Genomic DNA, 14,267 nt, shown 5'->3' with positions numbered 1-14,267 from the left:
CCCGGCGGAGCCGGTTCCGCGGTGGCCTGGGCTGCTCGCTCCACCGTTTCTGATGTCCGTGACGGCCTCTTCTCCGCTGCCGCGCACCCGCCACCTGTTGCCCTCGCGCCGCTGGAGGCTCTGGGGGGCCCTGCTGCTGCTGGTGCTGCTGTTGCTGGGTGTGCTGGTGTTCCTGGCGGCCGAGTACGAAGAGGGGCGCGACCAGGCCGCGCTGGAGGCCGACGCCGTCGCGGTGGCCAGCGACATGCGCAGCGCCCTGGTGCGCAACGTGCAGACCCTGCAATCGCTGCACAGCGTGGCGCCCACGCCCGACTCCTGGGTTGGCCCGGCGGCCGAGCTGCTGGGCCAACACCGCGAAATCGTGCGCCTGGAATGGCGCGACAGCGCCTACCGGCTCATCGCCCAACGCGACACCCCCTACCTGCCGGACCTGTTCGGCTACCTCCACCGGGAGCAGGCCCTGCCCGACCTGCGGCAGGCCTGCGACAACGCGCAGCGCGTGTCGGGGCCCTCGTTTTCGCCCAGCTACTTCTGGCCCATGAGCGGCGGCCAGGGCCAGGAGCTGATGGAGATGTGCCTGCCGGTGGTGCGCACCGGCGTGCCGGCCGGGTTCCTGGTGGCCACCTACTCGCTGCCGGGCCTGCTCGCCGAGCTCACCAACAAGGACCTGCTGCGCGGGCGCGGCCTGGCCTTCACCGAGGCCGACGGCACCCGCCTGGCCCTGCACAGCAGCGCCTCGGGCAGCCGGCGCACCTTGCTGGCCAGCAGCCTGCTTGACCTGCCCGGCCACACCCTCATGCTGCGGCTGGAGAGCCCACGCCTGGGCGGCAAGGGGCCTTTCGGCCTGTTCCCCAACGTGCTCACCGCCGTCGTGGGCGTGCTCTCGCTGGCCCTGCTCGCGGTGCTCGCGCTGCTGGGGCGCGACATCCGGCGCCGCCAGCGCGCCGAGCTCGAGCTGGCGCAGGCCCTGGCCTTTCGCAAGGCGATGGAGAACTCGCTGGTCACGGGGCTGCGCGCGCGCGACATGCACGGCCGCATCACCTACGTCAACCCGGCGTTCTGCCAGATGGTGGGGTTCAGCGCCGAACAGCTCGTCGGCTCCGGCCTGCCCGCGCCCTGGTGGCCGCCCGAGCTGGTGGACGAATACCAGCAGCGCCAGGCGGTGCGGCTGGCCGGCCAGATCCTGCCGCGCGAAGGCTACGAGTCGGTGTTCCAGCGCAGCGACGGCACCCGCTTCCCGGTGCTCATCATCGAAGCGCCGCTGATCGACGCCCAGGGCCACCAGACCGGCTTCATGAGCGCCATCCTCGACCTGAGCGAACAGCGCCGCGTCGAAGAGCTCAACCGCGCCTCGCAAGAGCGCCTGCAGGCCACGGCCCGGCTGGCCACCGTGGGCGAGATGGCCTCGCTGCTGAGCCACGAGCTCAACCAGCCGCTGGCGGCCATCGCCAGCTACGCCAGCGGCACGCTCAACCTGCTCGAAGAACCCGCGAGCCCGGGGCACCCCCTGCCCCAGGGCGACCTCAAACAGGCCATGCGGCGCATCAGCGAGCAGGCCGAGCGCGCCGGGCGCGTCATCAAGAGCGTGGCCGACTTCGTGCGCCGGCGCGAGCAGGTGCGCGAGGCCGTGGCGCCGGCCAGCCTGATCGAGGCCATCCTGCCGCTGCTGGGCCTGCAGGCCAAGAAGCAGGGCATCCGCGTGCAGACCCTCGTGGCCCCTGGCTGCCCGCCGGTGCTGTGCGACCGCACCATGGTCGAACAGGTGCTGCTCAACCTGGCGCGCAACGGGGTGCAGGCCATGCCCATCGGCGACCCGGCGTCGGGCTCCGGCTTGCGCGTGCTAACCCTGGCGGTGAGCCAGTTGCGCCTGCACTCGGGCCAGAGCGAGGGTGGTCTGCCGCGCAAGGACTGGGTCGAATTCGCCGTGACCGACCACGGGCAGGGGCTGAGCGCGGAGGTGCGCGACAAGCTCTTCACCCCCTTCTTCACCACCAAGGCAGAGGGCATGGGCCTGGGCCTCTCCCTGTGCCGCACCGTGATCGAGCAGCACGGCGGCGCGCTGACTTACGAGCCGGCCCAGCCGCGGGGCACGGTGTTCCGGTTCACGCTGCCAGCGGCCTGAACGCGCAACGTCTCCACTATCATCCGCCCATGACCCAGTACCCCGACGCCAAGGTCTTTCTCGTCGATGACGATGCGGGCGTGCGCGAAGCGCTGGCCTGGCTGTTGCGGACGCGGCGGCTGCTCAGCGAGGGCTTCGACAGTGCCGACGCCTTCCTGGCCGAGATCGGTGGCTGGAGCGACGCGCCGAGCGATCCCAGCTGCGTGCTGCTCGACGTGCGCATGCCCGGCACCAGCGGGCTCGCGCTGTTCGAGCACCTGCTGACCCTGCCGTGGCAGGCCGCGCTGCCGGTGATCTTTCTCTCGGGCCACGCCGACGTGGCCACCGCGGTCGATGCGGTCAAGCGTGGCGCCTTCGACTTCTGTGAAAAACCGTTCTCCGACAACGCCCTGGTCGACCGTGTCGAGCAGGCGCTGCACCGTTCGGCGCAGGTGCTGGCCGAGCGCCGCGCCCGGCGCGAGCTGCAGCAGCGGCTCGCTGGCCTGACCGAGCGCGAGCGCGACGTGATGCACCTGGTGGTCGCGGGCCTGCCCAACAAGCTGGTGGCCGATCAGCTCCACATCAGCGTGCGCACGGTGGAGGTGCACCGCTCGCGCGTGTTCGACAAGATGGGCGTGAAATCGGCCGTGGAACTGGCCAATGCGCTGCGCCAGGTTTGAACGGCCTCGCGCGGGGCCGGCGCTCAGGATTTGGGCGCGCCGTCGTCGTCTGGCCCGCTGCGGGTCCGATCGGGCAGCTCACCCTTCTCGCGCCCTGAAAACATGGTCCACCACACGATGAACACCAGCAACACCAGGGCGCCCAGGGCTTCCAGCAACAACAAGGTCATGACGGCGATCGACGGTTCGTGGAGGGATGGCGCGCCAGCGGCGCAGCGGGCACTGCAGATGCTGCGTGTGGGCGCGTGGGCCCTGATTGTAGGAAGCCTCGGTGCCTGCGCCATCGACCCGTACCCCTACCCCGCGCCCCCGCCAAGTGCACCCGCGCCCACGTCCGTCACCGACAACGACCCGCTGCCCCCGGCGCAACAGCGGGGCAAGAGCCGCTGGACCCCGGTGCGCTGGGCCGAACTGCCCGGCTGGGGCCAGGACCGCCTGCACGAGGCCTGGAACGCCTGGGTGCGCGGCTGCGAGCGGCCGGTCAGCGGCCACACCGCGCTGTGTGGCGAAGTGCGCCAGCTCTCCATCGCCACGCCGGCCGAACAGCAGGCCTGGGTGGTGCGCCGCTTCCAGCCCTACCGCGTGAGCGAGCCCGACGGCAGCCTGCCCCAGGGCCTGCTCACCGGTTATTACGAACCCATCCTGCCCGCCAGCCGCGTGCCCACCGCCACCCACCGCACGCCCCTGTACGGCCCGCCCGACGGCCTGCGCCCGGGCCAGCCCTGGTACAGCCGGCAGGACATCGACACCCTGCCCGCGGCCCGGGCCGCGTTGCAGGGCAAGGCCATCGCCTGGCTGGCCGACCCGATCGACGCGCTGATCCTGCAGATCCAGGGCTCCGGCCGGCTCAACGTCAGCGAGCCCGACGGCAGCCAGCGCCAGGTGCGCGTGGCCTTTGCCGCGCACAACGGCCATCCCTACCAGAGCGTGGGGCGCTGGCTGCTCGACCAGCGCGCGATCAGCGAGGCCTCGTGGGAGGCGATCAAGGCCTGGGCGGCGCGCAACCCGCAGCGCCAGAGCGAGATGCTCTGGAGCAACCCGCGCACCGTGTTCTTCCGCGAGGAAAAGCTCTCGGAGCTGGACGCGCGCTTCGGCCCGCGCGGTGCGCAGGGGGTGCCGCTCACCCCGGGCCGCTCGATCGCGGTCGACCCGCAGAGCATCCCCTACGGCACGCCGGTGTGGCTGGCCACGCAAGGCCCCACGCTCAGCCAGCAGAAACTGGTGCTGGCGCAGGACACGGGCGGCGCCATCGTGGGCGCGGTGCGCGCCGACCTGTTCACCGGCTGGGGCGGCTGGACCGACCCGGCCTACACCGTGGCCGCCGCGCTCAAGCAGCCGCTGCAGCTGTGGGTGTTGTGGCCGCGCTGACGCGCGCGCGGCCCACCGCGTGGCGGGCTCGGCCCCTCAAGGCGTCGGGTGCCGCTTTGACAGCCATCGGCTGATCATCGAAGGCCGACCCGTTTCCGGATCCGCTGGCGTGTGGGGCAACCCAAAGCCCTGCGGTGGCAGGTCTTTCAACACCGCCGTCGGCCGCTCGACCACCAGACGGCGGGCTTCCCCGTCGCCCACCAGGCGACGCGCCACCGCCAGCCCCTCGGTCAGTCGCGGCAGGCGCCGGCCGGTGGAATGCGCGTCGGTGGCCAGCAGGTGGGTGTGGCCTTCGCCAACGAAGCGCTCGCCCCAGTACCGGGCGCGCTGGCCGAAGACGCCCGTCAGCGCCCCGGCCGTCACCTGCATCCAGGCGCCTTGCGCGATCAGCCGCAGGAACACCGGGTGGTGGCCCTCCACCCAGCTCAGCCGCTCCGGGTGCGTGATGATGGGCGTGTAGCCCGCCGCGATCAGTTGGAACACCGACGCTTCCAGCCGTGGCGGCGGCGTGCTGTGCGAAGGCTCCAGCAAAAAGTAGCGCGAGCCGTGCAGCGTCGGCACCCGCCCGCTCCTGAGCCCATCGACCAGGCCGGGCACCAGGTGCACGTCCGCCCCCACCACCAGCTTCAGCGCAATGCCACGGCGGTCCAGCTCCGTCTGCAGGCGACGGCAGGCCTGTGCGATGCCCGGGCCGTCGTTCATGTACATGCCGGGGTAGATGTGTGGCGTGCAGGCCATGGTGTGGATGCCGTCGGCCACGGCGATGCGCGCCATCGCCAGCGAATCGTCCAGCGTCTTTGCCCCGTCGTCGATGCCCGGCAGGATGTGGCTGTGCAGATCGATCATGGCCGCGGCGCCTCCCGCTGCGGTGGCTCGGGCGCCCCCGGGGTCGACGCCGGTCCGCCCTCCAGCGGCACGGGGGCCTGCGCCGGCAACGCACGGCGCACCGCCAAAGAACCCTCATGGCCCACCGGGCCGATGAGCAGGAACGCGCCCGCCGCGAGTACCGCGCCCGCGCCGGCCAGCACCAGCCGGGCGCGCGCGGACAGCCAGCCCGCGCGCGTTGCATCGCGGGCCGGTGCGGGCTTGGGGAACGTGGGCCTGGGCAGTGCGGGCCGCAGGCGCATCGGCGCGCCGGCGGCCGGTGTGTGACGCGCAGCGGCGTGGGCCGCCCGTCTCTCGGGCGACGAGAGCAGGTCGTGGGCCAGGTTGACCCGCGTGGCCGCGTCGGCGGGCCAGCCTTCGCCCGTGGTGGCGAAGTCCGGGTGCGTCAGGCGGATCATCAGCCGGTAGTGCTCGCGCAATTGCGCCGGCTCGAAGCCCGGGCCCAGGCCCAGCAGGGTGAAGGCGTCCGAGCCCGGGCGCAGCATCACCGTGCGCACGAAAAAGCGCGCCGCGCGGCGCAGCTCGGGCGTGCTCGCCGCTGCAACGGGCAGGCCCGGCACCGGGCGTCCGGCGGCGAGCAGCATCACGCTGCCGATGTGCTCAAACAGCGGGCGCGGCTCGCGCAGCACCACCCGGTAGCGCCCGGGCGAGCGCTCAAAGTCCAGCAGCGCGGGCAGCAGGCGGCTGCGGCCGTGTTTCATGTCTGTTGCTCCATCGCGCTGCGCGCGACCCACGACGCATGAAACAACACCACCCAGAGGCACCGCCGGGCCGGCTTTGCCGGACGGCCAGTGACGGGGGTGACGCGAAGCGGCGCGGGGGGTGCTTCATCCTAGGCGCCGGACGGGTCCAGTGTGGGCTCGATGCGGGTGCCGGCCGGCAGCGGGACCGGCGGCTTGTTCGGGCTTGGCGCCGGGCTCGGCCGGGCGGCGCTGGGTGGGGTGTAGCCGTCGCCGTAGCCATAGCCGTAGTAGGCGGCGTAGGCGTAGTCGCTGGTGTGCTCGTTGCGCGCGTGCGTGAGCGCCATGCCCATGGGGGCCAGGCCCGCGTTGCGCAGGCGGCGCAGGGCGTCCCGGATGCTGTCCTTGCGCGTGCCGCCCGCCTTCACGGCAAACACGATGTGCTGGATCTGGTTGCCCAGCACGATCGCATCCGCGATGCCCAGCAGCGGCGGCCCGTCGATCACGATCTGCTGGTAGCCCATGGCCTGCGCCTTCTCCAGCAGCTGGCCCAGCTTGGGGCCCATCAGGAGTTCCACCGGGTCGGGCGGCACCGGGCCCGCCGTGATCACGCTCAGGTTGGCCACCGCGGTGTCCTGCATCAGCCCGTCGCTGCCGCGGTCCCCGCTCAGCAGGTTGGACAGGCCGCGCTCGTTGGACACCTTGAGCATCTGGTGCACCCAGCCCTTGCGCATGTCGGCATCGATCAGCAACACCTTCTGGCCCAGCTGGGCGAAGTTGATGGCCAGCGCGAGCGCCGTGGTGGTCTTGCCCTCGCCCTTGCCGCAGCTCGTCACCATGAAGCGCTGGGGTGCGCCATCGGCGGTGCTGAACTGCAGCGCCGTGCGCATGGAGCGGTAGGCCTCGGCAAAGGTGCTGCGCGGATCGCGGTGGGTCAGCAGGGCCACGGGCTCGTTGCGGCCCAATTTGGGCCTGGTGAACGGAATCAGGCCCAACAGGGGCAGGTGGAACAGGGTCTCGATCTCGTTGGCGTGCTTCACGGAATCGTCCATCTGCTCGCGCAGCAGCGCCGCCAGCATGCCCAGGAACAGGCCCAGCATCACGCCCAGGCCGATGTTGACCTTCAGGTTGGGCTTGGCCGGGAACAGCGGCACCGAGGCCTCGTCCACGATGCTCACGTTGTTGGTGGTGATGCCCGCGGTCACGCTCACCTCTTTCAGGCGCTGCAGCAGGCTGTCATACACCTGCCGGTTGGTGTCCAGCTCGCGGCTCAGCAGGTTCATGTCCACGCTGCGGTCCTGCACCGTGAGCACCTCGCTGCGGCTGCTGGCCACCTTGGCCTTGAGCTGTTCTTCGGCCCTGCTGGCGGCGATGTACTGGCCCTGGATGCTGGCGAGGATGTTGTTCACCTCGGTCTTGATGCGCCCTTCCAGTTCGGCGATCTGGGCCCGCGCCTGCACCATGGCGGGGTAGTCGGGTTTGTAGACGGCCAGGTCCCTGGCGTATTCCGCTTCCAGCCGGGCGCGCTGCTCCTTGTAGGCGCGGATGGCCTCGTTGGTCACCGCCTGGGGCGCGCTTTCGGGGTTGAGCTTCACCTGGTTGTACAGCGTCTCGGCCTTGATGCGGTCTTGCTCGGCCTTGGCCAGCGCAGCGGAAAAGTCCACGAAGGTCTGGGTGGCCGCGCTGCCTTTCTCGCCCAGGTTCAGGATCTCGTTTTTCTTCGCGTAGGTGTTGATGACGCGCTCGCTCTCTTCCAGCTTGGCCTTGGTCTGGCGGATCTGATCCTCCAGGAACTGCCGCGCGTAGATCGACGAGTCCATCCGGCGCTCGATGTTGCTGGCGATGAAGGCCTTGGCCATGGTGTTGGCGATGCGCGCGGCCAGCTCCGGGTCGGGGTTGAGCACCCGGAGTTCGACCAGGCGCGAATTGCGGATGGGCTCCACGGAGATCGCGTTTTCGAACTGCGCCACGGTGCCCGTCCGGCTAAGCGCGCGCTGGTCCGCCTGCGATGGGGTGAAGAGCGTGCGCAGGTTGCGCAGCAGTTTGGCGGCCAGACTCCGGGCCTGGTCGATCGGCTCGCTGCCGGTCGGCGCCGCAGCATCGTCCGCGTCGGCCTCGCTGGGCGGGGTGGCGGGTGCGTCGGGCTTGTACAGCCCCATTTCGTCGATCACCCGCTCGGCCAGGCTGCGGCTCTTGAGCAACTCGATCTGGGTGCGCAGCTGCAGCTGATCGGATGCGGGGCCCTCGTCCACCTCGACGTCGGTGTTGAAGCCCACCACCTTTTGCGCCGCGCGGTCGATCTGCAGCAGGGCCACGCTCTGGTACTGCGGCGTGATGCGCAGCGTGTACATCATGGCCCCCAGGGTGCACAGGGCGGTGATGCTCCCAATGGTCCATTTGTGTTTGAACAGCGTGCGCCAGATGGTCTTGAGGTCAATGCGGTCTTCGGCCAGGGCCCCGGGTTCGCCCCGGGCCATCGTCTGTGCGGACAGGGCGCTCTCGCGGCGCAGGGCCAGCGAGCCCGAGGGGCCGGGAACGGCGGGCAATGGGTGTTGGTCGGTGGATGCCATGGGTATTGAGGCCGCGTCAGCGGAAAGGGTTGAGCGTGTCCAGGATGTCGCGGAAGAGCGAATCTCTCAGGGCGGCGCGGCTGGCGTTGCGCTGGACCACGATCACGTCGTCCGAGCGAATGTCCGGGTCCTTCTCCTGACCGGCGCGCACCTTGTCGAGGTCGTAGGTGAATTGCTCGCGCGCCCCGCCCGTGCCGCTGCGGTAGACCACGATCTGGTTGATGTTGGCGTAGGGCGCGAAGCCGCCCGACAGGGCCAGGGCCCGCAGCAGCGTGAGCTGCCCCGACACCGGGTAGATGCCCGGCTTGGTCACCGCGCCTTCGATGGCGACACGCTGGGTGGTGAACTCCTTGATGAAGAGCGAGACCTGCGGGTCGCGCAGGTATTTCTCCCGGTACTTGGTGGCGATCAGTTGTTCCGCGTCCTGCGAGGTGAGCCCCGCCACCTGCACCGGGCCAATGAGCGGCAGCGACACCTGGCCCGAGGCGTTCACGCGCACGTCGCGCTTCATGTCGGGCACGCCGAACACGTTGAACTCCATCAGGTCGTTGGGCGAAATCCGGTAGTCCGCGCCCACCGCGCTCAGCGAGTTCAGGGGGGCCACAGTGCCCCCTGCGCCCTCTGAGCCCATCGAAGCGCTGGCCGGCACGAGCTGGTTGGCCGTGGCGTTCACCGGGGCCTGCGTTGGCGTCGACCGCACGGCTTCCATCTGCATCGCCGCGCCCGCGGGCTGGCCCGCCGTGCCGGGGGTGGCCGTCTGCGCATGCAGCGGCCAGGCCGCGACCGCCGCCACCACCCCGATGCCCCAAGGGGCCCATGGCCTGCTTTTCATGAATTCCTTCCGACGCATAACGCATCCCCTTTCTGGCCCTGAAGGGGCCAAAAAATTACCTTTGATTACGGGCGATCCCACGGCGCCAGGCGCCGTTCGTGGGTTCCGACGCCGTGGGCTCGTGCCGCCCAACACCTCGCCACAACGAGGACCGCATCGCGTGGGCCGGTGTGCCAAGCAAGGGGGCCACCCGGCATGCAGCCGCGTGGCCAGCCGGCCCGGCCCGCGGGCCGCCGCCTGGCGGTCGGCGTTGCTCCTGCGGCTGCGCGCCGCACCGCCGTTGCACGACCCTGGGACCCGGCAAGGTCGGGGCCGTGGCCACGGCGGCCAGCCCGAGCGGTCCAGTTTCCATGAAAAACCGGCCGTTGGTCACGTTGGGCCAGGTCGATCATGTAACGCCTCACTTCAGTTGTTCCACCGCCCTGCGCAGCTCGCCGGACGCTGGCTCTCCCTGCACCAGGGCCAGCAACTGCGCCTCGAAGCGGTGCAGGATCACGTCCTGGCTCAGCTCGGCCTCGGCGTGGCGGCGGCCGTTGGCGCCCAGTTCGGCGCGGCGCGCCGGGTCCGCCGCCAGCGCCCGCAGCGCGTCGGCCATGGCCGCCGGGTTCTCCGGCGGCACCACCAGGCCGCAGGCGGCGTCCTGGGTCACCACGCGGCACAGCTCGGTGTCGGGCATCGCGGTGGCCAGCACCGCGCGGCCGCTGGCCAGCATGCCGGTGAGTTTGGAGGGCATCACCAGGTCGGCCGCATCGGCCCGCTGGGGCAGCAGGTGCACGTCGGCCAGGCCCAGCCAGTCGTTGAGCCGCTCCAGCGGTTGCAGGTCCAGAAAGCGCACGTTGCCCAGGCCCGCGCAGCGCGCCTGCAGATCGGCCCGCCCCGAGCCGTTGCCGCCCAGCACGAGCTGGATGCGCGGGTCGTCCTGCACCAGGCGGGCCACTTCCGCGAGGATCTCCAGCCCCTGCTTGTTGCCCATGTTGCCGGAGTACAGGGCCACCACCGCGTCCGGCGCCAGGCCCAGCTCGGCCCGGTAGGCGCTGGGCGCGGCCAGCGGGCTGATGCCGCCGATGTCCACCCAGTTGGGACAGTGCAGCACCCGCTCGGCGGCCACGCCCTTGGCCAGGGCACGGTCCACCATGCGGCCGGAAATGGTGGAGACGCGGTCAAACCGGCGCATCAGCCAGCGCTCGGCCCGCTGGACCCAGCGGCGCAGCGTGTGGCCCCTGATCAGGCCCAGGTCAAACGCGGCGTCGACCTCGTAGTCCTGGATGTGCAGCCAGCTCCTGGCACCCCGCAGGGAGGCAAACGCCACCGCCGCGGGCGCGCACATCAGGGGCGGCTCCACCACCCACACCACATCGGGCTTCCAGCGCCACTGGGCCCACAGCACCGGCAGGCTGCCCAGTGCGAAGCTCGCCAGGTGCAGCAAGCGCTTGAGGCCGCCCGGCTGGTGCGGCACCCACAGCGGCGTGCGCATCACCCGCACGCCCTGCCACGACTCGCTGCGGTACTGGCGCGCGCTGTAGCCGGCCCCCACCTTCCAGGCCGGGTAATAGGGCGGCGCGGTGATGACGCGCACCTCGTGCCCCGCCTGGGCCAGCCATTGCGCCATCTCGCCGGTGTATTTGCCGATGCCGGTGAGCTCGGGGGCGAAGTTGATGCCGTAGAAGAGCAGCTTCATCGTGCACCTTTGGCTTGGGATGCACCAGCGGGACTGGCCGCTCGGGCGCTTTTCTGCGCAGCATCGCCCACGTAGGCGCGAACGCCCATGAACTTCATCTGGTAGTCGCTGATGTTGCGATGGCTCTGCGCGGAGACGATCAGGTAGAAGTTCTGCCGGCGCGCGATCTCGGGCACGTAAGGGGGGCCCGCTTCCTGCACCTGCTGCCCGTTCAGCCACCACCGGACGGTCAGGGTGGCGGGGTCGTACGACACCCCGAAGACGTTGGGCTGGGTGCGGTCCAGCGGAACCTTCGAGGTCGCATTGGGGTTCTGGAGCTTCTGGTAGTTGGGCCAGATGCCGGACCACGAAATGGCGGTGTTGTGTCCACCGGGCCCGAAACCGCCTTCGTCGATGTCCAGTTCGAGCCAGCGCTCGAATCCTTTGGGGTCGGGCGGGTACACGTCCTCCAGCCGGAGGTTGTGCTCGATCGGCATGAGCCAGACGGCCGGAAAGTTGTCGGGGTCGTTGGACGAGGTCGAGGCCTGGGCTTCGATGTAGAACGGCCGGGACCCGCTCAGCAAGGGGTAATAGCCGGGGTAGGAGTTCATCTTCACGGTGGCCAGCACGCCGCCCTTCTTGAGGATCACGCCATCGCCGGCTTGCTCATAGAGGCTGCTGGGCCGGGGCTTGGTGAACCAGAGCCCGCTGTAGTACTTGCGGCCGTCGGCCTTTCCCGTGAAGTCCACATCGGTGAGCTTCGGGCAGTCCTGGATGACGAGCTGAAGCGCGCCCACCTGTGCAGCGCCCGCGGGCACCGTGGCGTCGGTGCAAATCAACTGCCCACTGGCTTGAGGCGCACTGCTGCCACCACCACCACAGGCTGGCGCGGCCAGGCACATGGCCGCCAGGGCCAGCCAATGGTTCGGGACCTTGGTTCGGGGGTTGATTGGGGTTTGCATGAAAGTCCTCCTTGAAAAACGGGATCAAACCCGGGGTGCCAGTCGGTCTTCGTCGACTTCAGGGGGCGCCAAAACCTCGCTCTGCGCCACCAGCTTGTGCCCGGTCAGCCGGCTCAGCTCGGCGCAGATGTCGGCCTTGTCGCTGAGATGGGCCACGGCCCGCTCCAGCTCCATGAGCCTGGCGCCCACCAGAAAGCGGTACCAGCAGCCCTGCAGGAAGTGGTAGACCAGCCCGCTGCGGCCATCCAGGAAACCGAGCTGGAAGACGTAGCGCCACAGGAAATACAGCGGGGCGCTGACGGTGAAGGGAATGCGGTTGTAGAGGCGCTCCTTGACCCAGCGCTTGAACGAGGCCTGGGGCGAGGCGCTGCGGGCGTTGAGCGCTTCGTCGCGGGCGAACAGGCCCAGCCGCTGGTTCAGCACCTCGATGGCTTCGCGCGTGGCGTACTTGTTGTGCTTGTCGGTGAAGTAGCCCAGGTCGTGCAGGTTGTGGTCGGCAAAACCACCGTTGAACGTGACCGTGCGCCCGCCCCAGACCACCACGTGTTCGTCCATCCAGCGGTCTTCGACGCGGCCCTGCCCACGGCGCCAGAGCCGCAGCATCACCAGCGGGTAGCGCCCGCCGTGGCGCACCCAGCGGTCCATGAAGATGTGCTTGCGCTTGAGGTTGACGCCCACCACGTCGGCCGGCAGCCGGGGCAGCTGCTCGGCGATCTCGCGGGCGAGGTCGGGTTCGATGATTTCGTCGGCGTCCAGACGGAGCACCCACGCGCCGCGGACGTCGAGCGTGTCCAGGGCCCATTGGAACTGCTTGGCCTGGTTGACGAAGGGGTGCGTGTGGACCTCGGCTCCCAGCTGTTTGGCGATGTCGGAGGTGCCGTCGGTGGAGCCGGAGTCCACCACGCAGATCTGGTCGGTGAAGGCCTGGATGGACCGGATGGCCCGCCCGATGTGGCGGGACTCGTTGTAGGTCAGGATGATCGCGGTGATGCTCATCGGGATCTCCTCATCCATGCAGGGTGGCGATTTCCGCCGCCGGCCTGCGCGGCGAGAAAGCCACCCGGGTTTCCGGGGCGACGGGTTCGCCGAAGGCGATCATCATGATCAGCCGTTCGCCCGCTGGTATGCCGCCAGCGCGGCGGATCGCGGACTCGGTCTTGTGGTCGATGGCCAGGTTGAGCGGGCAGGCGCCCCAGCCCATTGAGCGGCAGGCAAACATCAGGCACATGGCGAACAGCGCGCCGTCCACATAGGCCTGGTTGCGCTGCCCGGGCCCCCCCCAGGCGCAGATCTCCGAGCTCACCACGAACAGGTTGCCGACCGAGTCCGCAAAACCACGCGAGCCGCCCTGCAAGGCGAGCAGTTCCTGGATGCGGGCCGGGTCCTGGTAGGCATGGACCCGAGAGGACTGGCGGTTGCACTGCGAGGGCGCGAGCTGCGCGATCGCGATCGCCTCCAGGATCTGCTCGGGATCGAGCGGTGTGGGCCGCAGCGTGCGGATGCTCGACCGGCTGGCCATCAGGTGCTGCAGGTTGCTCGGTGGCTGGCCATTGAACGAGTAGTCCCGCGTGCCGCCCTTCCAGGGCTTGGGCAGCCTGGTTTCCCACGCCTTCAGGTAGCCGGCGATCTCGTCGAGCAAGGGGTCGGACGCGCCCGCCTTCGCATGGAAGTTCACATAGGCTTCCAGGGCGCCGAGCGACATGTGGGCGGGCACCGGCGAGTGTCCGATGTCGTAGCGCGACAGCGCGCCCATGACGAAACGGATCTTGTCCTTGCCGAACAGCAGTTTCGGATTCGGCAGCGACAGCCCCTTCTCGATCGTGTGGGCCTCGATGATGATTTTGTAGAACGCGCGCCTGGACTTGTCCACGAAGGGCGAGTACGAGTTGAACCGCAGGAACAGCACGGCGTCGCGCAGGGCCTCGCTGAAGATGCCTGCGACTTTGGCAAGCTTGTCAAACATGGTGTTCCTTCAGCACACGGGCCTTGATCCTTCGACAGGGATTGCCGGCGCAGATGGACCAGGCCGGCATGTCCTTGAGCACCACCGAACGCGCGCCGATGACGGCGCCTTCCCGGATCACCACGTTCGGATGGACAAAGCTCTCCGCCGCGATCCACACGTGGTCCTGGATCACGATGGAGCCGGTGACCAGGGGCCTGGACAAGGAGCCGATGTCGTGCGAGCCGGCGCACAGAAAGCTGCGCTGACTGACGGTGACTTTCGAGCCGATGGTGATGCGGCCCATGCTGTAGCAGTCCACGCCATCGCCGAGCGCTGAGAACGCACCCATGACCAGGTGCCAGGGCGCCCAGACGCGGCACGAAGGCGCGATCCGGCAACCGTCGCCCACCTGGGCGCCGAACCACCGCAGCAATTGGCGCCGCCACCCATGCAGCGCCCAGCGCGGGGTGGTCCGGAAGGCCAGCAGCCAGACCACCTCCCACGCGAATCGCCGCAGCTTGGCCGAAGCGGTGAAGTCGTTGCGGTAGCGCAGCGCGCGGAAATCGCGCAGGGATTCGTTCAAGGTA

At 69.8% G+C, this 14,267-nt stretch carries 13 protein-coding genes; 3 read left to right on the top strand and 10 right to left on the bottom strand.

The genetic code is table 11. The features are described 5' to 3' along the window. Positions 1-52 precede the first annotated feature (52 nt). Positions 53-2,122 carry a two-component system sensor histidine kinase NtrB gene (locus KIH07_RS02430; RefSeq protein ID WP_226490448.1) on the top strand — a complete coding sequence of 690 codons (2,070 nt, stop codon included), beginning with the start codon at positions 53-55 and terminating at the stop codon, positions 2,120-2,122. 29 nt (positions 2,123-2,151) lie between these two features. Beyond that, positions 2,152-2,781: a response regulator transcription factor gene (locus tag KIH07_RS02425; protein ID WP_226490447.1), complete on the top strand. Its 630-nt coding sequence runs from the start codon at positions 2,152-2,154 to the stop codon at positions 2,779-2,781. Between the two features lie 23 nt (positions 2,782-2,804). Here KIH07_RS02425 and KIH07_RS02420 read toward each other — a convergent pair whose 3' ends face one another. Continuing rightward, complete coding sequence (locus KIH07_RS02420) at positions 2,805-2,951, bottom strand: hypothetical protein (protein WP_226490446.1); 147 nt, start codon at positions 2,949-2,951, stop codon at positions 2,805-2,807. Here KIH07_RS02420 and KIH07_RS02415 point away from each other — a divergent pair. Further along, complete coding sequence (locus KIH07_RS02415) at positions 2,884-4,149, top strand: murein transglycosylase A (protein ID WP_226490445.1); 1,266 nt, start codon at positions 2,884-2,886, stop codon at positions 4,147-4,149. The two genes, KIH07_RS02420 and KIH07_RS02415, sit on opposite strands and share 68 nt — an antisense overlap. A gap of 36 nt (positions 4,150-4,185) precedes the next feature. Here the strand turns inward: KIH07_RS02415 and KIH07_RS02410 are convergent, their stop codons facing one another. The 9 genes from KIH07_RS02410 to KIH07_RS02370 all read right to left on the bottom strand — a co-directional run bounded on the left by KIH07_RS02410 (position 4,186) and on the right by KIH07_RS02370 (position 14,263). Beyond that, positions 4,186-4,995: a tyrosine-protein phosphatase gene (locus KIH07_RS02410; protein WP_226490444.1), complete on the bottom strand. Its 810-nt coding sequence runs from the start codon at positions 4,993-4,995 to the stop codon at positions 4,186-4,188. Further along, positions 4,992-5,735, bottom strand: a complete 744-nt coding sequence (locus KIH07_RS02405) for a J domain-containing protein (RefSeq protein WP_226490443.1) — start codon at positions 5,733-5,735, stop codon at positions 4,992-4,994. Before KIH07_RS02405 ends, KIH07_RS02410 begins: the two co-directional genes overlap by 4 nt. 131 nt (positions 5,736-5,866) lie before the next feature. After that, positions 5,867-8,284, bottom strand: a complete 2,418-nt coding sequence (locus KIH07_RS02400) for a GumC family protein (RefSeq protein ID WP_226490442.1) — start codon at positions 8,282-8,284, stop codon at positions 5,867-5,869. A 16-nt stretch (positions 8,285-8,300) separates the two neighbouring features. Continuing rightward, positions 8,301-9,116 (bottom strand): polysaccharide biosynthesis/export family protein, encoded by an 816-nt coding sequence (locus KIH07_RS02395; protein ID WP_226490441.1) that lies wholly within the window; start codon positions 9,114-9,116, stop codon positions 8,301-8,303. Between the two features lie 400 nt (positions 9,117-9,516). Then, positions 9,517-10,794, bottom strand: coding sequence for a glycosyltransferase WbuB (locus KIH07_RS02390; RefSeq protein ID WP_226490440.1), 1,278 nt, complete (start codon positions 10,792-10,794; stop codon positions 9,517-9,519). Beyond that, complete coding sequence (locus KIH07_RS02385) at positions 10,791-11,735, bottom strand: hypothetical protein (protein WP_226490439.1); 945 nt, start codon at positions 11,733-11,735, stop codon at positions 10,791-10,793. Before KIH07_RS02385 ends, KIH07_RS02390 begins: the two co-directional genes overlap by 4 nt. A gap of 24 nt (positions 11,736-11,759) precedes the next feature. Next, positions 11,760-12,731 (bottom strand): glycosyltransferase family 2 protein, encoded by a 972-nt coding sequence (locus KIH07_RS02380; RefSeq protein ID WP_226490438.1) that lies wholly within the window; start codon positions 12,729-12,731, stop codon positions 11,760-11,762. 10 nt (positions 12,732-12,741) lie between these two features. After that, positions 12,742-13,698, bottom strand: coding sequence for a nitroreductase family protein (locus tag KIH07_RS02375; RefSeq protein WP_226490437.1), 957 nt, complete (start codon positions 13,696-13,698; stop codon positions 12,742-12,744). Then, complete coding sequence (locus KIH07_RS02370; RefSeq protein WP_226490436.1) at positions 13,691-14,263, bottom strand: putative colanic acid biosynthesis acetyltransferase; 573 nt, start codon at positions 14,261-14,263, stop codon at positions 13,691-13,693. Before KIH07_RS02370 ends, KIH07_RS02375 begins: the two co-directional genes overlap by 8 nt. Positions 14,264-14,267: the final 4 nt, after the last annotated feature.

The organism is Hydrogenophaga taeniospiralis (assembly GCF_020510445.1).
In the GTDB taxonomy this organism is placed as follows: domain Bacteria; phylum Pseudomonadota; class Gammaproteobacteria; order Burkholderiales; family Burkholderiaceae_C; genus Hydrogenophaga.
The sequence above is the reverse complement of the archived record's forward strand: the minus strand, read 5'-3'. Positions and strand labels throughout refer to the sequence as shown.